This window comes from Streptomyces nanshensis, assembly GCF_001751255.1.
Taxonomy (GTDB): Bacteria; Actinomycetota; Actinomycetes; order Streptomycetales; family Streptomycetaceae; genus Streptomyces; species Streptomyces nanshensis_A.
In genome coordinates this window covers 1-20,350 of the sequence record NZ_LJGW01000422.1, presented here as the reverse complement: position 1 = coordinate 20,350, position 20,350 = coordinate 1, and the positions used below count along the sequence as shown (strand labels likewise).

The 20,350-nt window shown below is 72.1% G+C and carries 15 protein-coding genes; 8 read left to right on the top strand and 7 right to left on the bottom strand.

The features are described from left to right. Positions 1 to 69: 69 nt before the first annotated feature. The 7 genes from AN218_RS26540 to AN218_RS26510 form a co-directional block, all read right to left on the bottom strand. Positions 70 to 1,116 (bottom strand): LacI family DNA-binding transcriptional regulator, encoded by a 1,047-nt coding sequence (locus AN218_RS26540; RefSeq protein ID WP_070019624.1) that lies wholly within the window; start codon positions 1,114 to 1,116, stop codon positions 70 to 72. Further along, entirely contained in the window at positions 1,116 to 2,570 is a 1,455-nt protein-coding gene (locus AN218_RS26535) for an L-fucose/L-arabinose isomerase family protein (protein ID WP_070019622.1), read from the bottom strand. Before AN218_RS26535 ends, AN218_RS26540 begins: the two co-directional genes overlap by 1 nt. A gap of 75 nt (positions 2,571 to 2,645) precedes the next feature. Next, a complete protein-coding gene (locus AN218_RS26530) occupies positions 2,646 to 2,966 on the bottom strand; it encodes an L-rhamnose mutarotase (protein WP_070019620.1) in 321 nt (106 codons plus the stop codon). Positions 2,967 to 2,985: 19 nt separating this feature from the next. Next, positions 2,986 to 4,065: a rhamnose ABC transporter substrate-binding protein gene (rhaS, locus tag AN218_RS26525; protein ID WP_070019618.1), complete on the bottom strand. Its 1,080-nt coding sequence runs from the start codon at positions 4,063 to 4,065 to the stop codon at positions 2,986 to 2,988. Between the two features lie 114 nt (positions 4,066 to 4,179). Then, entirely contained in the window at positions 4,180 to 5,199 is a 1,020-nt protein-coding gene (locus AN218_RS26520) for an ABC transporter permease (RefSeq protein ID WP_070019628.1), read from the bottom strand. Between the two features lie 80 nt (positions 5,200 to 5,279). Beyond that, positions 5,280 to 6,254 carry an ABC transporter permease gene (locus tag AN218_RS26515; RefSeq protein WP_070019626.1) on the bottom strand — a complete coding sequence of 325 codons (975 nt, stop codon included), beginning with the start codon at positions 6,252 to 6,254 and terminating at the stop codon, positions 5,280 to 5,282. Between the two features lie 89 nt (positions 6,255 to 6,343). After that, a complete protein-coding gene (locus tag AN218_RS26510; RefSeq protein ID WP_070019617.1) occupies positions 6,344 to 7,873 on the bottom strand; it encodes a sugar ABC transporter ATP-binding protein in 1,530 nt (509 codons plus the stop codon). A 311-nt stretch (positions 7,874 to 8,184) separates the two neighbouring features. Between AN218_RS26510 and AN218_RS26505 the strand changes: the two genes are divergently transcribed. The 8 genes from AN218_RS26505 to AN218_RS26470 all read left to right on the top strand — a co-directional run. Continuing rightward, positions 8,185 to 11,415, top strand: a complete 3,231-nt coding sequence (locus AN218_RS26505) for an alpha-L-rhamnosidase (RefSeq protein WP_070019615.1) — start codon at positions 8,185 to 8,187, stop codon at positions 11,413 to 11,415. 190 nt (positions 11,416 to 11,605) lie between these two features. After that, on the top strand, positions 11,606 to 12,778 hold the full coding sequence (gene rhaI, locus AN218_RS26500) for an L-rhamnose isomerase (RefSeq protein WP_070019614.1): 1,173 nt from the start codon (positions 11,606 to 11,608) through the stop codon (positions 12,776 to 12,778). Between the two features lie 4 nt (positions 12,779 to 12,782). Further along, complete coding sequence (locus tag AN218_RS26495) at positions 12,783 to 14,828, top strand: bifunctional rhamnulose-1-phosphate aldolase/short-chain dehydrogenase (protein ID WP_070019612.1); 2,046 nt, start codon at positions 12,783 to 12,785, stop codon at positions 14,826 to 14,828. Positions 14,829 to 14,924: 96 nt separating this feature from the next. Further along, entirely contained in the window at positions 14,925 to 16,427 is a 1,503-nt protein-coding gene (locus AN218_RS26490; RefSeq protein ID WP_070019610.1) for a rhamnulokinase, read from the top strand. Positions 16,428 to 16,551: 124 nt separating this feature from the next. Beyond that, positions 16,552 to 17,268: a (Fe-S)-binding protein gene (locus AN218_RS26485; RefSeq protein WP_070019608.1), complete on the top strand. Its 717-nt coding sequence runs from the start codon at positions 16,552 to 16,554 to the stop codon at positions 17,266 to 17,268. Beyond that, positions 17,265 to 18,806, top strand: coding sequence for a LutB/LldF family L-lactate oxidation iron-sulfur protein (locus AN218_RS26480; protein ID WP_070019606.1), 1,542 nt, complete (start codon positions 17,265 to 17,267; stop codon positions 18,804 to 18,806). The genes AN218_RS26485 and AN218_RS26480 overlap by 4 nt, the downstream gene beginning before the upstream one ends. Beyond that, entirely contained in the window at positions 18,803 to 19,456 is a 654-nt protein-coding gene (locus tag AN218_RS26475; protein ID WP_070019604.1) for a LutC/YkgG family protein, read from the top strand. The genes AN218_RS26480 and AN218_RS26475 overlap by 4 nt, the downstream gene beginning before the upstream one ends. A 180-nt stretch (positions 19,457 to 19,636) precedes the next feature. Further along, a partial coding sequence (locus tag AN218_RS26470; protein ID WP_141747701.1) for a questin oxidase family protein occupies positions 19,637 to 20,350 on the top strand: 714 nt, incomplete at its 3' end.

The following is a 20,350-nucleotide window of genomic DNA, read 5'->3' as shown; positions in this document are numbered from 1 at the left end:
CCTCCGTCCCGTACGGAGGGGCGGCGCCCTCGCGTGGAGACCCGCATGGAGGGGGCGGGTACGGCGTGGTCAGCTCTTGAGCGACCTGGTCGAGCCGCGGACGACCAACTCCGGCTGGAGGACGATCCGTTGGTGCTCGTGGGCGGCCGCGTCCTCGCCCGTCTCCTCGATCAGCAGATCCGCCGCCGCACGGCCCATGCGGAACGCCGGCTGCCGGACCGACGTCAGCGGTACGGCCGCGGCCGCCGCGAACTCGATGTCGTCGTACCCCACCAGCGCGACGTCCCCCGGAACCGAGACCCCCGCCCCGTACAGCGCCTGCAACACCCCCAGCGCCAGCAGGTCGTTCGCGCAGAACACCCCCGCCGGACGCGGCAGCACCCCCAGCATTCCCAGCAGCCGCGCCCCCGCGTCGCGTCCCGCCGCCACGTCCAGCCGTTCCGCCTCGATGTGCCGCAGCGCGGCGCCCCGCCCGGAGGCGCGCAGACCCGCTCCGTGCAGCGCCTTCTCCACGCCCTCGTACCGGTCCTGGCACTGGGTGAGCCGCATCGAGCCGCTGACGTAGACGAGGCTGCGGTGGCCGCACTCCAGCAGATGACGGGCGGCGAGCGCTCCGCCGGCGACGTCGTCGACGGAGACGGAGCAGCCCTCCGCGCTGGGCAGCACCCGGTCGACGGAGACGTACGGGATGCCGTGGCGCTGGAAGGCCGCGAGGTTGCCGCCGCTGACGTCGGCGGGGGTGACCAGGACACCGCGTACGCGCTGCTCGGCGAAGAGCGAGAGATACTCCGCCTCCTCCGCGGCGCTCTGCGCGCTGTTGCAGAGCATGACGCCCAACCCCGCCTCACGCGCGGCCTGTTCGGCGCCGCCGGCGACGTCCACGAAGAAGGGGTTCGCCATATCGAGCACCAGCAGCCCGATGATCCGGCTGCGTCCGGCACGCAACTGCCGCGCCGACTCGCTGCGTACGTAGCCGAGTTGGGCTATGACGGCACGTACGCGCTCACGGGTCGGCTCGGAGACCGTCTGCGGACGGTTGATCACGTTGGAGACCGTGCCGACGGAGACGCCCGCCGCACGCGCGACCTGTTTGATGCCGACCTGGCGAGGGGTCATTACGGGCGTACCTCGGTCATCTCCACGCCGGTCAGGTCGGCCAGCGCCCGCAGTCCGGGCAGCAACTCCCCGGTGGCCAGGGCCCAGTGGTGGCCGACGCCGCTCGCGCTCCAGGCGTCCGTCCACTCGCCGGGGTCGGTGCGGAAGTCGACGCGGGAGGTGGTGTTGCCGATCTGCAGCAGCGGTCCGGGGACCGCCTCGCCCTCGGCCGCGACCAGCCGGTAGCGGCCCTCGCGGGTCTGGCCCACGCCGACGAGGGTGACGGGACCGGGCCGTGCCGTGCACTCGACGGACACGCCCCAGCCGCGCTTGCCGTGGTAGACGCCGAGTCCGCGCAGCAGCGGACGGCGTCCGCCCAGCCCCAGGTGTGCCGGTCCGTCGTGGCCCATCTCGACCACGCCGTCACGGAAGTTCAGCGCCTGGAACTCGGTGAACGAGCCCGGGGCGCCCAGCCGTTCGCAGATCAGCATCGCCAGCGAGGTGCGCAGTTCGTACTCGCCGGCAGCGGGGACACCGCGGCCGGTGAGCAGGGAGGCGCCGAGGATCATTCCGGCACCGAGCCGCTCGTGGATCTCGCCGTCCAGGCCGCGGTGGAAGTACGCGAGGGAGTCCAGGCCGAAATCGGCGACCAGGCGGTCGAGTCCGGCGGAGACGCGTGCCGCCCAGACGAGGTCGTCCTCGTCGACCGAGGCGTCGAGGTCGAAGACGTCCTTCGCCTCGGCCACGCGCGCGGCAGCCTCCGTGTCCGTCACGCCTTCCACGCGCACCCGCAGATCGTCGAATTCGAGTACCTCGACGTGTCCGCCGAAGGTGGCGGGCACCATCGTGAGATCGGTCGAGACATCGTACATCCCGGGGTAGAGGTGCCCCATCAGACCGTGACGCGCAGTGCGCAGCGACCCCCGCAGCCCGGCCGCACGGATCCAGTGCCCGATGCGCCGCCAGGCCCGCTCGTCCTCGACGTACCCGGAGACGGACCGGAAGGGGACGCCGACGCGTTCGAAGGCGTTGGCCATCTCCGGCAGCGGGCAGGCCCCGCAGTAGGCCAGCCACTGCCCGGTGTCGAAGGTGGCGTGGTCCATGGCCTCGGTGGGCTGGAGGTTGATCAGCAGCACGGGGGCGCCGCTGCGCTGGGCGACGGGCACGAGCATCGTCGCCGTCATATACGTGGTGAGGAAGCCGACGATGAGATCGCAGTCGGCGGCGCGCAGCTTCTCGGCGGCCTCCGCTCCTTCGCGTTCGTCGGAGATGAAGCCGACGTCGACGACCTCGGCGTCGAACTCCCCCATCCGCTGTGCCACCCGCCGTGCGGAGCGCCGCAGTTGGGGCAGAAGGTCGGGGAACTGCGGCCAGTACGCGCCGAGTCCGCCCGCGACGAGGCCGATACGGGGCCTGCGGACGGGAGTCGGGGCGTGGGCGGTGGGGACGGTCGTGGGGACGGGAGTGGTGGTCATCAGCGGTCGCTCCCTCGCTGGTGGTGCGGAGCCGGAACCTCGGGGCGTGCCTTGGGACATGGCCCATGACACCCCCTAGTCGAGGTGGAAGATCTCGGTGAGCGGCCGCATGGCCTCGTCGGGCGTGCCGCCGTCCAGGGACTCGAAGTAGGGGGCCATCTCGCGCTGCCAGCGGGAGTTGACCTCGCGTTCCTCCATCGCGGCCTGTGCCGCCGCGAAGTCCTCCGTCTCCAGATAGCCCACGAGCAGGCCGTCGTCGCGGAGGAAGAGGGAGTAGTTGCGCCAGCCGCACTCGGTGAGCGCGGCGCGCATGCCGGGCCAGACGGCCGAGTGCCGCTCGCGGTACTCGGCCGCCCGTTCCGCGCGGACCTTCAGCAGGAAGCAGACGCGCTGCACGGGCAGTTCTCCTTCCGCCCTAGAAGTCGTAGTCGCCGATGTTCTTCTTGTCGAAGACCGTGGGCGGGCCGAGGATGACCTCGCCGTCCTTGCCGACGGTGCGCTCGCCCAGCTTCCCGGCCTTGAACTTCTCGCCCTGCTCGCCGGTGATCTGCCCGGAGGCGAGGGAGGCCGCCGCGTAGGAGCCGAGGTAGCCCAGCTTCTGCGGGTCCCACAGCGAGAACTCCTCGACGGTGCCGTCCTTGATGTACTTGCGCATCTGGTTCGGGGTGCCGAGGCCGTTGAGGACGACCTTGCCCTTGTAGGAGGAGTCGCTGATGTAGCGGGCGGCGGCGGCGATGCCGACGGTGGTGGGCGAGATGACGGCCTTGAGGTCCGGATATGCCTTCAGCAGACCCTGGGTCTCCTGGAAGGACTTCTGGTCGTCGTCGTCCCCGTACGCGGTCTTGACGAGCTTCACGTCCTTGTACTCCGGCTTCTTCAGCTCGTCTTTCATGAACTCGATCCAGGTGTTCTGGTTCGTGGCGTTCTGCGTGGCCGAGAGGATCGCGATCTGCCCCTTGTGGCCGATCTGTTCGGCGGTGCGCCGGACCAGGGAGCGGCCGATCTCCTCCGAACTGGCCTGGTTGATGAAGAGCTGGCGGCAGTCCTTGTCGGTGTCGGAGTCGTAGGAGACGACCTTGATGTCCTGCTTCATCGCCTGCTTGAGCGGACCGCAGACCGCGTTGGCGTCGTTGGCGGCGATGAGGATCGCGTCCTGCCGCTGCTGTACGAGGGTGTTGATGTAGCTGACCTGTGAGGAGGCCTTGGCGTCGGAGGGGCCGACCTCCTTGGCCTTGCCGTCGTACTCCTTCGCGGCGGCGATCCCCGCCTTGTCCACGATCTGCTCGTAGGGGTTGTTGATCTGCTTGGGCAGGAAGGCGAGCTTCAGGCCCTTCTTCAGCGGGGCGTCGGGGTCGGCCTTGGCGCCGGCGGCCTTGTCCTTGGCGTCGTCCTTCGCGTCGCTCTTGGTGGTGCCGGAGCAGCCGGCGAGGGCGAGGGAGAGGACGCAGGCCGCGGCGGTGGCGGCGAGGGCGCGGTTGCGGGTGTGCAGTCGCATGGCGGGAGGCCTTTCAACTGGTGGGCGCTCGAAGGGAGTCGGGGGTGTGGTGTGGTTCTTGGTCCGGGCCGCGAGTCCCGGGCAGGATGTGCCGGGCAGGGGTGCCCGGCGGTGTCAGGCCGCGGTCGCGGCGCGGCGCCGGCGCCGCTCGGTGACCAGGGCGATCACCCGCGGGGTGAGCACGGAGATCACCAGCAGTACGCCGGTGACGATGACCTGGATCTCGTTGGACACGCCGTTGAGGGTGAGCAGGTTGTTGAGCACGCCGATCAGCAGCACGCCCGCGACGGCGCCGCCGAGCGTTCCCTTGCCGCCGTTGAAGTCGACGCCGCCGAGCAGTACGGACGCGATGACGACGAGTTCGAGTCCCAGTCCGTTGTCGGCGCGTGCGCTGCCGTAGCGCAGGGTGTAGACGATCCCGGCGAAGGACGCGGTGAGTCCCGCGACGGCGAAGAGCACGAGCTTGATCCGCTTGACGCGGATGCCCGCGAACCGGGCCGCCTCCTCCTGGGCGCCGATCGCGAACAGGGAGCGTCCGGCGGCCGTGCAGTGCAGCACGAACGCGGCGACGGCGGCGAGCACCGCGAAGAGCGCCATCGGGTACGGGATGAAGGTGCCGGGCACCGGCTCGGTGTACGAGGCCCACTGCGCGTAGGACTCGGGGAAGTCGGAGACGGCCTTGTTGCCGAGCACGACGGAGGCCAGTCCCCGGTAGAGGGTGAGGGTGCCGATGGTGACGGCCAGCGCCGGCAGTCCGACACGGGTGACGAGCCAGCCGTTGAGCAGCCCGCCGAGCACGCCGACGAGCAGGCAGAGCGGCACGATCAGTTCGAAGGCCCAGCCCGCGTCCCACAGCGCACCGGCGAGCGCGCTGGAGAGCCCGAGCATGGAGGCCACCGACAGGTCGACCTGCCCGGCGACGACGAGCAGCGTCATCGGCAGCGCGATGAGCGCGATCTCGGCGGTGTCGTTGAGGGCGGCCGAGAGGTTGGTGATCTCCGCGAAGCCGTCCGTGGTGCCGCCTCCGGCGAGGAGGACGGCGACGAGCAGCACGCCGACGGCGGTGTCCCAGCGCAGGAACCGGCCCGCGCCGCCCCCGGGTTCGGCTCCGGGCCGTGCGCCGGATGTGGCCACGGCGTCCGCGCCGTTCGCACTGTTCGTCCGTGCCGCCGCGTCCGTCCGGTCCGCCGTGTCGGTGCGTGGGATGGGGCCCTTCACTGCCTGCTCCTCTTCCGCAGCGCCTCGGTGGTACGGCTGCGTACGACGCGGTCGGTGCTGATGGCCGCGAGCAGCAGCGCACCCGTGATGGCCTGCTCCCAGAACGGGTTGACCTTGAGGACGACGAGGGCGCTGCCGATGGTGGTGAGCAGCAGCGCGCCGAGCGCGGCGCCCCACACGGTGCCGACACCGCCGGTGATGGCGACGCCGCCGACGACCACGGCGCTGACGACGGTCAACTCCCAGCCGTTCGCGGCGTCGGCGACGACCGTGCCGAAGCGTGCGAGCCACAGCGCTCCGGCGAAGCCGGCGACCGCGCCGGAGAAGGCGTAGGCGCCCAGCACCCGCCGCCGGATGGGGATTCCGGCCAGCCGTGCCGCCTCCGGGTTGGAGCCGATGGCGTACAGCTCGCGTCCGCTGCGGTAGGTGCGCAGGTAGTACGCGGTGGCCGCGAGCACCAGGGCGGAGATCAGCGGCAGATACGGGACGCCCAGCACGCTGCCGCTGCCCAGCCTCAGCACTCCCTCGGGCACGTTGGCGGCGTTGATCTGCCGTCCGTGCGCCCAGACATGGCCGGTGCCCTGGATGACGTAGAGCATCCCGAGGGTGACGACGAGCGCGGGGACCCTGCCGAAGCTGACGAGGAGTCCGCTGAGCACCCCGCACAGCACGCCGAGTCCGGTGCCCAGCAGCAGCACGGTCGCCGCGCTGTGCTGGGTGCCGGAGACGAAGCTGCCGCAGGCGAACGCGGTGAGGCCGACCACGGAGCCGACCGACAGGTCGATGTTGCGGGTGAGGACGACGACGGACTGGCCCGTCGCCAGCAGCACCAGGATCGCGGAGTTGAGCAGGAGGTCCTTCACACCCTGGTCGTCGAGGAAGCCCGGATTGGCCAGCCAGGTGCCGAAGATCAGCAGCGCGAGGGCACCGCCGATGCTCAACTCCCGTACGCGGAAGACCAGATCGGTCAGCGAGCGGGCCGAGCGGCGCGGCCCTGGCTTCTCGTCCGTGGGCCGTGGGGACTGCGGCGGCTGCTGCGACTGCCGGTCGAGTGCCGTGCTCACGCGGCTTCCTCACTGCTGCGTCCGGTGGCCGCCGCCATCACGGACTCCTCGGTGGCCTCGGCGCGCGGTAGGGAGGCGACGAGGCGCCCCTCGTGCATCACCAGCACGCGGTCGGCCATGCCGAGGACTTCGGGCAGGTCGGAGGAGACCATCAGCACGGCGATGCCGTCCGCGGCCAGCGCCGTCAGCAGCCGGTGGACCTCGGCCTTGGTGCCCACGTCGATGCCGCGGGTGGGCTCGTCGACGATGAGGACGCCGGGTTCGGTGGCGAGCCACTTGGCCAGCACGACCTTCTGCTGGTTGCCTCCGGAGAGGACGCCGACGGAGTCGGAGAGCCTCCCGTACTTCAACTGAAGCCGCACCGCCCAGTCCGCGGCGCGTGAGCGCTCCAGGGTGCGGCGTACGACTCCGGCGCTGCCGAGCCGGTCCAGTCCGGTCAGGGCGATGTTCCGCTCGATGGACATCTCCATCACCAGTCCGCGCTGCCGCCGGTCCTCGGGGACGAGCGCGACTCCCGCCCGCATGGCGGCGGTCGGCGAGCCGGGCCGCAACTTCTCGCCGCCGACCTCCACTTCGCCCGCGTCCGCGCTGTCGACGCCGAAGACGGCCTGGACGACCTCGCTGCGGCCCGCGCCGACGAGGCCCGCGAGGGCGACGATCTCGCCGCGGCGCACCTCGAAGGAGACGTCGTGGAAGACGCCTTCGCGGGTGAGTCTGCGGACGGTCAGGGCGGGTTCGCCCGACGCGGTGTCCTGCTTGGGGTAGAGCTCCTCCAGGTCGCGGCCGACCATGCGGCGTACGAGGTCGTCCTCGGTGAGCCCGTCCAGGTCCTCCGTGGCCACGAGCGCGCCGTCGCGCAGCGTCGTCACGCTGCCGCACAACTCGAAGATCTCGCCCAGCCGGTGGGAGATGAACAGCACGGCGGCGCCCTCGGCGCGCAGTGCGTCGACGACGGCGAAGAGCCGTGCCGTCTCGGTGCCGGTGAGCGCGGCCGTGGGCTCGTCCATGATCAGTACGCGGGCGTCGAAGGAGAGCGCCTTGGCGATCTCGACGATCTGCTGGTCGGCGATGGACAGTCCGCGTGCGGGACGGTCCGGGTCGAGGTCGACGCCGAGCCGGCGCATGAGGGCGGCGGTGGCCTCCCGTACGGCGGCGTGGTCGATGCGGCCCAGAGCGCGCCGGGGCTGGCGCCCCATGAAGATGTTCTCCGCGATGGACAAGTCGGCGAAGAGCGTGGGCTCTTGGTAGATCACGGCGATGCCCGCGTCGCGGGCGCCGGCCGGTCCGGCGAAACTCACCGGGCGGCCGTCGAGCAGGACGGTGCCGGAGTCGGGACCGTGCACCCCGGCGAGGATCTTGATGAGCGTGGACTTGCCCGCGCCGTTCTCACCGGCGAGGGCGTGTGCCTGACCGGCGTGCAGCCGGAGCGAGACTCCGCGCAGCGCGCGCACGTTGCCGAAGGACTTGGTCACCTCCTCCAGTGCGAGGACCGGCGCCGGGGCCGCGGCCGGTTCGGGCTGCGTCATGGTGCTGCTCCTCCAGTGGTGCCGTACGTCCGGTGTCGCGTGTGCCGGTGTGCCGGGTGTGCGGCGCGGCGGTGCCCGAGGGGCCGGTCCGGGTGCCGGACGGGGCCGCGCAAATGAAATGTTTCAAACGAGTTTTGGGGAAGCTAGCCCCCGGCCGAAGGACCGTCAAGGGGGTACGCAGCAGGCAAATGGCCGCTGTGTCGGCTCTCTTGACGTCCCTCCCCGCTGGCTCTACGTTCCTGGCATCGCGCACTGAATCGTTTTACGCCCTCGGACTCCGGCCGGACCCCCGGCCGTCTCAGGAGGTGCACGTGATCAGCAGACGCCGCCTCGTCGCCACGGCCGCCGTCTCCGGCGCCGCCGCCGGTACGCTCCCCGCCCTGGCGCCTTCCGCGCACGCCGCCGACGCCGGCCACGGCGACGACGGCGGAGGCGAAGGCACCGGTGTGCTCCGCGCCGGGGGCCTCACCACGGAGTACGCCGACCGTCCGCTGGGCCTGGACACCCCGCGCCCGCGCCTGAGTTGGACCCTCAGCTCACCGGTGCCGGACCAGCTCCAGCACGCGTACCGGATACGGGTCGCCTCCAGTCCCGAACGCCTCGGCGACCCCGACGTCTGGGACAGCGGACGGCGCGCCTCGCGGCAGTCCGTGCTCGTCCCCTACGACGGTCCGGCGCTCGATCCCCGTACGCGTTACCACTGGTCGGTGCGGGTGTGGGACGGCGAGGGGCGGCCCTCCCCCTGGAGCGCGCCGAGTTGGTGGGAGACCGGGCTGACGGACGGCGGGCAGTGGACGGCGGGCTGGATCGCCGCGCCGCCGGAGCTCGTCGAGCCTCCTTCTCTGAAGGGCACCCGGTGGATCTGGTTCCCCGAGGGCGACCCCGCCTCCCAAGTGCCCGCCGCCACCCGCTGGTTCCGCGGCCGCGCCGAGGTGACGTCCGCGGTGCGCAGCGCACGGCTGGTCGTCGCCGCCGACGACGGTTTCACCGTCCGCCTCAACGGCACCGAGGTCGCCACGCGCGAGGCGCTGTCCGTACAGAAGAACCACACGGGCCCCGCGCTGGTCGACGTCACCCGTGAACTGCGGCGCGGCGCCAACGTGTTGGCCGTCTCCGCCACCAACGCCGAGGAGGGCCCGGCCGGTCTGCTCGCGCTGCTGGAGGTCACCACCGACGAGGGCACCTCCCGCTTCGGCACCGACGCCGGCTGGCGGACCACCGACGAGAAGCCCCAAGACGACTGGCACACGCCCGAGTTCGACGACAGCGGATGGTCCGCGGCACGCGAGGTCGCCGCGTGGGGCGCGGACCCGTGGGGCGAGGTCGCGGCACAGCAGTCGCCGGCCCAACTGCGCCGCTCCTTCCGGCTGTCCGGGGCACGCGTCGTCCGCGCCCGGCTCTACGCCACGGCGCTCGGCCTCTACGAGGCGCATCTCAACGGCGAGCGCGTCGGGCAGGACCGGCTGACCCCGGGCTGGACGGACTACCGCAAGCGCGTGGCATACCAGACCTACGACGTGACCGACGCCGTCCGCGGCGGCGAGAACGCGCTCGCCGTCACCCTCGCCCCCGGCTGGTACGCGGGCCACATCGCCTGGTTCGGGCAGCGCCAGTACGGCGAACGGCCCGCCCTGCGTACGCAGTTGGAGGTGACGTACGAGGACGGCCGCACCGAGACCGTCGTCACCGACGAGCAGTGGCGCGCGGCGACCGGGCCGCTGGTGACCTCCGATCTGGTGATGGGCGAGGAGTACGACGCCCGCGCGGAGACACCCGGCTGGACCGGGCCCGGATTCGACGACGCGGAGTGGTCCGGAGCCGTCGCGGCGTCCGGCGTCGACACCGAGGTCGTGGCGATGACGGACGCGCCGACCCGGGTGATGAAGGAGATCGAACCCGTCGGGGTCGGTGAAGTGCGGCCCGGCGTCTTTCTGTTCGACCTCGGACAGAACATGGTCGGCGACGTCCGCCTCAAGGTCACCGGCGGCGAGGCGGGCCGCCGGATCCGCATCCGGCACGGCGAGGTCCTGGACCGCGACGGCTCCCTCTACGTCGCCAATCTGCGCACCGCACGCCCCGCCGACACCTATGTACTCAAGGGCGGCGGCCGGGAGACCTACGAACCCCGCTTCACCTTCCACGGGTTCCGCTACGTCGAGGTCGCGGGCTACCCCGGCACGCCGCCGCGCGACGCGGTCACAGGCCGCGTGATGCACACCTCCGCGCCGTTCACCATGGACTTCTCGACGGACTCGGCGATGCTCAACCAGTTGCACAGCAACATCACATGGGGGCAGCGCGGCAACTTCCTCTCGGTGCCCACCGACACCCCCGCCCGCGACGAGAGGCTCGGCTGGTCCGGGGACATCAACGTCTTCGCGCCCACCGCCGCCTACACCATGGAGTCCGCGCGCTTCCTCACCAAGTGGCTCCAGGATCTGCGCGACGGCCAGGACGAGGAGGGCGCCTACCCCGACGTCGCGCCCTTCCTGGGGTCGGTGGGCCGGGGCGCGGCGGGCTGGGGCGACGCCGGGGTCACGGTGCCCTGGGCGCTGTACCGGGCGTACGGCGACCGGCGCGTGCTGGAGGAGAACTGGCAGGCCATGCGCCGCTGGATCGGCTATCTGGAGAAGCACAGCGACGGACTGCTGCGCCCCGCCGAGGGCTACGGGGACTGGCTGAACGTCGACGACGAGACCCCCAAGGACGTGCTGGCGACCGCCTGTTTCGCCCATGTCACGGGACTGGTGGCACAGATCGCCGAGGTGCTGGAGGAGGACGCCGGGCCCTATGAGCGGCTGCGCGACCGCATCCGTGACGCCTTCAACGACGCCTATGCCGAAGCAGGCGGAAGGATCAAGGGCGACACCCAGACCGCGTACGTCCTTGCGCTCTCGATGGACCTGCTGCCGACGGCCGCGGCACGGCGCTCGGCCGCCGACCGGCTCGTGGAGCTGATCGAGGAGCGCGACGGCCATCTCTCGACCGGCTTCCTCGGCACGCCGCGGCTGCTGCCCACGCTGACCGGCACCGGGCACACGGAGCTGGCCCAACGGCTGCTGCACCAGCGGACGTTCCCGTCCTGGGGCTATCAGATCGACCGCGGCTCCACGACGATGTGGGAGCGCTGGGACTCCATCAAGCCGGACGGCGATTTCCAGGACGTGGGGATGAACTCCTTCAACCACTACGCCTACGGCAGCGTCGGCGAGTGGATCTACCAGAACCTCGCGGGCATCGCACCGGGCGAGCCGGGCTTCCGCCGGATCGTGGTGCGTCCGCGGCCGGGCGGCGGAGTGCGCACCGCGAGCGCGCGCTACGACTCGCTCTACGGACCCGTGCGCACCCACTGGCGGCTGGACGGGGGCGACCGTCTCACGCTGACCGTCACCGTTCCGGTCAACACCACGGCGGAGGTGTGGGTGCCCGCGAAGAAGGCGTCCTCGGTCCGTGCGGAGGGAGTCCGCTTACTGCGTGCCGAGGACGGCTGCGCGGTCTTCGCGGCCGGGTCCGGAACGCACCGCTTCCGCACCGGCGACTGACGGCGGCGCGGGAGCAGCGCCCGTCCCGGGCGCCGTACACCGTCCCGACTGCCGTACCTAGCGGGTCAGTTGGGCCTCTTGACGCCCGGGACCTGCGGAAGTACGTTCCGTGAATCGTTTCATGTCCCCTTTCTCCGCCGTCGTTCACACCCTCGTGACCGCACCCCGCGAGCACCCTGAGAGGAGCCGCATGCCGGACCCCGACCTGTCGGCCGTCAAGGCCGCCCTCACAGCACAGCGGATCGAGACGCCCTCGTGGGGTTACGGCAACTCCGGTACGCGGTTCAAGGTGTTCGCGCAGCCGGGCGTTCCCCGCACCCCCGAGGAGAAGCTCGACGACGCCGCACGCGTCCACGAGCACACCGGAGTCGCGCCCACCGTCGCGCTGCACATCCCCTGGGACAGGGTGGAGGACTACGGCGCGCTGGCCGCGTACGCGCAGGAGCGCGGGCTGCGGCTGGGCACCGTCAACGCCAACGTCTTCCAGGACGACGACTACAAGCTCGGCTCGGTCACCCACCCCGACGCTTCGGTGCGCCGCAAGGCGCTGTCCCATCTCCTGGAGTGCGTCGACATCATGGACGCGACCGGCTCGCGGGACCTGAAGCTCTGGTTCGCCGACGGCACCAACTACCCCGGCCAGGACGACATCCGGGCACGCCAGGACCGGCTGGCCGAGGTGCTCTCGGAGGTGTACGCACGCCTGGGCGACGGACAGCGAATGCTGCTGGAGTACAAGCTCTTCGAGCCGTCCTTCTACACCACGGACGTCCCGGACTGGGGCACGGCCTACGCGCACTGTCTGCGCCTCGGGCCCAAGGCGCAGGTCGTCGTGGACACCGGCCACCACGCGCCGGGCACGAACATCGAGTTCATCGTGGCGCTGCTACTGCGCGAGGGAAAGCTCGGCGGGTTCGACTTCAACTCCCGCTTCTACGCGGACGACGACCTGATGGCGGGCGCGGCCGACCCCTTCCAGCTCTTCCGCATCATGTACGAAGTGGTGCGCGGCGACGGCCTGTCGGAGGCCGCCGGCATCGCCTTCATGCTCGACCAGTGCCACAACATCGAGCCGAAGATCCCCGCGATCATCCGCTCGGTGATGAACGTGCAGGAGGCCACGGCCAAGGCGCTTCTCGTGGACCGCGAGGCGCTGGCCGAGGCCCAGCGCTCCGGTGATGTGCTCGGCGCCAACGCCGTGCTGATGGACGCGTACGACACCGACGTACGGCCGCTGCTGGCGCAGGTGCGCGAGGAGAGCGGACGCGATCCGGACCCCGTGGCGGCCTACCGGCGCTCGGGCTGGGCGGAGAAGATCACCGAAGGCCGCAAGGGCGGGCAGCAGGCGGGCTGGGGAGCGTAACGGCATGAGCACACGTCAACACCCGGCGGTCGAGGCCCTGTTGGAGCGCTCGCACCGGCTGGGCGCCGACCCCCGCAACACCAACTACGCGGGCGGCAACACCTCCGCCAAGGGCACCGCCCCCGATCCCGTCACCGGCGGCGCGACGGAACTGCTGTGGGTGAAGGGCTCCGGCGGCGATCTGGGCACCCTCACCGAGGGCGGTCTCGCCGCGCTGCGCCTGGACCGGCTGCGCGCCCTGAAGGAGGTCTATCCGGGTCTCGCGCGCGAGGACGAGATGGTCGCCGCGTTCGACTTCTGTCTGCACGGCAAGGGCGGTGCCGCGCCCTCGATCGACACCGCCATGCACGCCCTGGTGGACGCCGCTCATGTCGACCATCTCCACCCCGACTCCGGCATCGCGCTGGCCTGCGCCGCCGACGGCGAGAAGCTGACGCGGCAGTGTTTCGGGCAGAGCGTGGTGTGGGTGCCCTGGCGGCGCCCCGGGTTCCAGCTCGGGCTGGACATCGCCGCGGTGAAGGACGCCAACCCGCAGACCGTGGGCTGTGTCCTGGGCGGTCACGGCATCACCGCGTGGGGCGAGAGCAGCGAGGAGTGCGAGCGCAACTCGCTGTACATCATCCGCACCGCGGAGGAGTTCCTCGCCGGGCACGGCCGCCCGGACCCCTTCGGGCCCCCGCGCGAGGGCTGCGCGCCGCTGCCGCGCGACGTGCGCCGGGAGCGCGCCGCCGCGCTGGCGCCCGTGATCCGCGGACTGGCCTCGACGGACCGGCCGCAGGTCGGCCACTTCACCGACTCGGACACGGTGCTGGACTTCCTCTCCCGGCAGGAGCATCCGCGCCTGGCCGCGCTGGGCACCTCCTGCCCGGACCACTTCCTGCGTACGAAGGTCCGTCCGCTCGTCCTGGACCTGCCCGGGGACGCCCCGCTGGACGACGTCGCCGCCAGGCTGCGGGAGTTGCACGAGGACTACCGGGCCGCGTACCGCGTGTACTACGAGCGTCACGCCACCGCCGGCTCCCCCGCGATGCGCGGAGCCGATCCCGCGATCGTGCTGGTGCCGGGCGTGGGGATGTTCTCCTTCGGCAAGGACAAGCAGACGGCCCGTGTCGCGGGCGAGTTCTACGTCAACGCGATCCACGTGATGCGCGGGGCGGAGTCCGTCTCCTCCTACTCCCCCATCGAGGAGTCGGAGAAGTTCCGCATCGAGTACTGGGAGTTGGAGGAGGCCAAGCTGCGCCGCATGCCGGCGCCGAAGCCGCTGGCGGCGCGGGTGGCGCTGGTGACCGGCGGCGGCTCGGGCATCGGCCGCGCGATCGCGCGGCGTCTCGCCGCGGAGGGCGCATGCGTCGTGGTCGCCGACCGGGACGCGGAGGGCGCCGCCGAGGTCGCGGACGAACTGGGCGGCACCGACCGGGCGTTGGCCGTCGAAGCCGACGTCACCTCCGAGGAGGAGATCGCGGCGGCCTTCCGTTCCGCGGCACTCGCCTTCGGCGGCGTCGACCTCGTCGTCAACAACGCGGGCATCTCCCGCTCGAAGCCGCTGCTGGAGACGACGGCGAAGGACTGGGACGTCCAGCACCGCATCATGGCGCGCGGCTCCTTCCTCGCCTCGCGGGAGGCGGCGCGGGTGATGACCGCGCAGGGCATGGGCGGCGACATCGTCTACATCGCGTCCAAGAACAGCGTGTTCGCCGGTCCCGACAACATCGCCTACGGCGCCGCCAAGGCCGACCAGGCGCACCAAGTGCGGCTGCTGGCCGCGGAGTTGGGCGGCCACGGCATCCGTGTCAACGGCGTCAACCCCGACGGCGTCGTCCGCGGCTCCGGTATCTTCGCCGGCGGCTGGGGCGCACAGCGGGCGGCGGTCTACGGCGTACCGGAGGAGAAGCTCGGCGAGTTCTACGCCCAGCGCACCCTGCTCAAGCGCGAGGTGCTGCCCGAGCATGTCGCGAACGCCGTGTTCGCGCTGACGGGCGGCGAGCTGAGCCACACCACGGGGTTGCACATCCCCGTCGACGCCGGAGTCGCCGCCGCCTTCCTGCGCTGACCCCTCCGGTAGGCCCCGCGTACGTCCCGCACCCTCCGCCCCAGCAGGCCCAGCAGGCCCAGCAGGCTCCGCCCCCGACGAACGAGGTCCGCCGCCGTGTCACCCTCATCCTCCGCCGCCCGACGCTCCCCGCGCTCCGGCACGTTCGCGGCGGTGGACCTCGGGGCGTCCAGCGGCCGCGTCGTCACCGGCCACGCCGAGCGCGGCACACTGCGGCTGCGCGAGGTGCACCGCTTCCCCAACAGGCCCGTGCGTACGGGCGGAACGCTGCACTGGGACGTCCTCGCGCTGTACCAGGGCGTGCTGGACGGGCTGCGTGCCGCGGGCCGGGTCGACTCGGTCGGACTGGACTCCTGGGCCGTGGACTACGGCCTGCTGGACGCGGACGGCGCGCTGCTGGGCAACCCGGTGCACTACCGCGACGCCCGTACGGAGGGGATGGCGGACCGTGTCGCGCGGTCCGTACCGCCGGCGGAGCTGTATGCGCACACGGGGTTGCAGTACCTCCCGTTCAACACGCTGTACCAACTCGTGGCGGCGCGCGGCAGCGCCCAACTGGCCGCCGCACGGCAGGTGTTGCTCATCCCCGATCTGCTCTCGTACTGGCTGACGGGCGTGCGCGGCACGGAGCTGACCAACGCCTCCACGACCCAGCTTCTCGACCCGCGCACCCGCAGCTTCTCCACCGCCGTCGCCGAGGCCGCCGGCGTGGACCTCTCGCTGTTCGCCCCGCTGCGCGAGCCCGGCGACCCGGCGGGCGAACTGCTGCCCGGTGTACGGGAGGAGACCGGTCTGGAGGGGCCCGTGCCGGTGACCGCCGTGGGGTCGCACGACACCGCCTCCGCGGTCGCCGCCGTACCGGCCACCGGGGACCGCTTCGCCTACATCGCCACGGGCACCTGGTCGCTCGCCGGGCTCGAACTGGCCTCCCCCGTACTGTCGGAGGAGAGCCGCACGGCCAACTTCACCAACGAGCTGGGCGTCGACGGCACCGTCCGCTACCTGCGCAACATCATGGGCCTGTGGCTGCTCCAGGAGTGCCTGCGCACATGGGAGGCGGAGGGACGTCCGCAGGAGCTGTCTGCGCTGCTGCGCGCCGCCGCCTCGTGCGCGCCGCTGCGGTCCGTACTCGACGCGGCCGACCCGCGGTTCCTGCCGCCCGGCGGCATGCCGGAGCGCATCGCGGACGCATGCCGCGCCTCGGGGCAGCCGGTGCCCGAGGGTCCGGCGCAGACCGCGCGGTGCGTACTGGACTCGCTGGCGCTCGCACACCGGCTGGCCGTGGAGGACGCACAGCGCCTGGCGGACCGCGAGGTCGAGACGGTGCACGTGGTCGGGGGCGGTGTGCACAACGAGCTGCTGTGCCAACTCACCGCCGACGCCTGTGGGTTGCCCGTGGTCGCCGGGCCCGCGGAGGCGGCGGCCGTCGGCAACCTCGTCGTGCAGGCACGGGCACACGGAGTGATTCCCGGTGACCTGGGGCTGGTCAGAGCGCTGCTGTGTGACAGTCTGCCGCTGCGGACGTATCAGCCCGGCGACGGCCACGGCAGCCCCGAGGAGTGGGCGCGGGCCGCACGGGAGATACGCGAGCACCGGTAGCCGCCACCGGCACGACAGGGCAGGACAGGACAGGACAGGGCAGGCGGAGACGACCGGGCACGGCGGGACACGGGAACCGAGACAGCACCGTCACGAGACAGCACCGTCACAGCGAGGAGGGGACGTGCGGGTCGCGCTCTTCATCACCTGCATCAACGACGCGCTCTACCCGGGGACCGGGCAGGCCGTCGTGACCCTCCTGGAGCGGCTGGGCGTCGAGGTCGGCTTCCCCGAGGAGCAGAGCTGCTGCGGGCAGCCGCAGTTCAACACCGGCTACCGCAGCGAGGCGGCGCCGCTCGCCCGCCGTTACGCGGACGTCTTCCGCGACTACGACCACATCGTGGTGCCTTCCGGGTCGTGCGCGGCGATGGTGCGGGACAACCACCCGCGGATCGACGCGGAGGCCGCGGCCGGCACCGCGGCCCGTACGTACGAGCTGACGGAGTTCCTCGTCGACGTGCTGGGCGTCACCGACGTCGGCGCGTACTACCCGCACACCGTCACCTACCACCCCACCTGTCACGGGCTGCGGATGCTGGGTCTCGGCGACCGTCCCCGGCGGCTGCTGGAGGCGGTGAAGGGCCTGCGCCTGGTCGAGTTGGAGGGCGCCGAGGAGTGCTGCGGCTTCGGCGGCACGTTCGCCGTGAAGAACGCCGACGTCTCCGCCGCGATGGGCGCCGACAAGGCCCGGCACATCGAGGAGACGGACGCGGAGGCGGTGTGCACCGTCGACAACTCGTGTCTGATGCACATCGGCGGCACCCTCGCCCGGCGGGGCGCCGCGGCCCGTCCCGTACACATCGCCGAGATCCTGGCAGCGACCGAGGAGGCACCGTCGTGAGCGGTACGTATCTGGGCATGCCGTCCTTCCCGACGGCGGCCGCGGCCTCGACGCGCGACATGCGGCTGCGCGGCAATCTGCGGCACGCGACGCACACCATCCGCGCCAAGCGGGAGCAGGCCGTCGCGGAGCTGGGCGACTGGCAGGAGCTGCGGGCGGCGGGCGCGGCCCTGAAGGAGCGCACGCTGCGCCATCTCGACCACTATCTGGAGCAGTTGGAGGACGCGGTGACGGCCGCGGGCGGCCATGTCCACTGGGCGCAGGACGCGGCGGAGGCCAACCGGATCGTCACGGACCTGGTGCTCCGGACCGGCGAGAGCGAGGTCGTCAAGGTCAAGTCGATGGCCACACAGGAGATCGGGCTCAACGACGCCCTGGCGCGGGCGGGGATCTCCGCGCACGAGACCGATCTCGCCGAGCTGATCGTGCAGCTCGGCGACGACCTCCCCTCCCACATCCTCGTCCCCGCGATCCACCGCAACCGCGACGAGATCCGCGACATCTTCCGCAGCAAAATGGGCGACCGGGGACGGGCCGCGCCGAAGAACCTCAGCGACGACCCGCGCGAACTGGCGGAGGCGGCGCGGCTGCATCTGCGGGAGAAGTTCCTGAACGCGAAAGTGGGCGTCTCCGGCGCCAACTTCATGGTCGCCGAGACGGGCACCCTCGTGGTCGTGGAGTCCGAGGGCAACGGCCGCATGTGCCTGACGCTGCCCGAGACGCTGATCTCCGTCGTCGGCATCGAGAAGGTCGTGCCGACATGGCAGGACCTGGAGGTCTTCCTGCAGACGCTGCCGCGCTCCTCCACCGCGGAGCGGATGAATCCGTACACCTCCACCTGGACGGGCACCACCGACGAGGACGGCCCCTCCGACTTCCATCTCGTCCTGCTCGACAACGGCCGCACCGACGCGCTGGCCGACACCGTCGGGCGGCAGGCGCTGCGCTGCATCCGCTGCTCTGCCTGTCTGAACGTCTGCCCGGTCTACGAGCGCGCGGGCGGGCACGCCTACGGCTCGGCCTATCCGGGGCCGATCGGCGCGATCCTCACGCCGCAACTGCGGGGCGTGGGCAGCGAGTTGGACGCGTCGCTGCCGTATGCCTCGTCGCTGTGCGGCGCGTGCTACGAGGTGTGCCCCGTCGCGATCGACATCCCGGAGGTGCTGGTGCATCTGCGGGAGCGGGTCGTGGAGGGCGGCACCGTCAGCGTCCGGGGACGCCGTACGACCGTCAAGCCCGCGAAGGGGCACGCCGCGGAGCGTGCGGCGATGCGGGCGGCGCGCTGGACGTTCGAGCATCCGCGCGCGCTGCGCGCCGGCATGCGGATGGCCTCGCACGCGCGGCGGTTGACGCCCCGGCGGCTGCCGCTGCCCGGCGCGGGCCGCGCGTGGTCGGACAGCCGTGATCTGCCGCGTCCGGCGCCGGAGTCCTTCCGCGACTGGTGGCGGCGCACCCGCGGTCCGGACGCGGGGTCGGCGGACTCGGGGAAGGCGGAGGTACGGGAGCGCGGGGAGCGCCGGGACGGGGGTGCGCGGTGAGCAGCCGCGATATCGTCCTCGGCCGCATCCGGCGCGCGCTCACCGACGTACCGCGCGAGGAGACTCCGGAGAACTCGCCCGTCCCCCGCGACTACTGGGACACCCACGCCAGGCGCAGCGACGCCCAGCGGCTCGATCTGCTCGCCGAGAACCTCGCCGACTACCGCGCCCTGGTGCACCGTTGCCCGCCGTCGGGGCTGCCCGCGCTGATCGCGGAACTGCTGGCCGCACGCGGCGCGCGCAGCGTCGTCGCACCGCCGGGCATCCCGGCAGACTGGCTGCCGGACGAGATCGAACGCGTCGCCGACGACCCGTCCATGCCGCCGCGTGAACTCGACGCCCTGGACAGCGTGTTGACGGGCTGCGCGGTGGCGGTCGCCGAGACGGGCACGATCGTGCTGGACGCGGGCGCGGACCAGGGCCGCCGCCGCATCTCCCTCGTACCGGACCACCACATCTGCGTCGTACGGGCCCCGGAACAGATCGTCGACTCGGTACCACAGGCACTGGCACGGCTGGACCCGTCCCGTCCGCAGACATGGATCTCCGGCCCGTCGGCCACCAGCGACATCGAACTCGACCGCGTCGAGGGCGTACACGGTCCGCGCACGCTGGAGGTCGTCCTCGTCTCCGCGGCCGACGAGGGCTGATCTGCCGGGTCGCTGCCCGGGGTTGGGGCTGGGGGCGGGTGGAGTGCGTCCGAAGCGGGGGCCCGTCGATCCGCCACGCCGGCCCTACGCCCATGGTCCGACCGCCCCGCGGACCCAGGACGAACGGCCCAGGGCCCGCGCCCGTTACATGCCGTGCGGAACGGCTCTAGCGTCGGCGTCATGGACAGCGACGAGACCGAGACGGGGACAGGAACCGAGGCCAGAACCGGAAACGGAAACGGGACCGGGACCGACGGCAGCGGAACTCTCGACGAGGCGCTGGAGCGGCTGCACAGCAGCGGACCCGAGCGCGAGGACTGGCTGAGCAATCACGCGCCCATGGCCGTCGAGGCCCTGGTGCGGCGCGGTCAGGCACGCTCCGTGCACCGGTGGATCGACGGCTACCGGGACCGTCTGGAGGAGATGCCCGCCCCGTACGCGCGGATCACGGACGGGAGTTGGCGCGAGGCGCTGGGCGATCCGCGGCGGCTGGCCGACTGGATCGCCTACTTCGAACGGGCACTGGAGGAGCGGCCCTGGCGCGCGGTGCTCACCGAGTGGTGGCCCCGGCTGCTGCCCGGTATCAGCGCCGCGGCGACGCACGGGGTGATCCGGGTGGGTCACGCCGTGCGGACGCTGCTCGCCGAGGAGGAGCGGCAGGGCGGCTCCCCGCTCTCGCCCCGTACGGCGCCACGGGTCGCGGAGCTCGCACACGCGCTGGGCTACTGGGCCGCGCGGCACTCCGTGCTGGAGGGCATCAGGCCGCTCCCGGCGGCGAGTTCGGCCGCGGCGGGGCTCGCGGACGTGCCCGCCGTCGTGGACCAGAGCGGCGGGATCCGGGAGCGGCTCGCGCGGATCGAGTCGCTGCCCGCTCGTCCCGGCACCGGCGGGCAC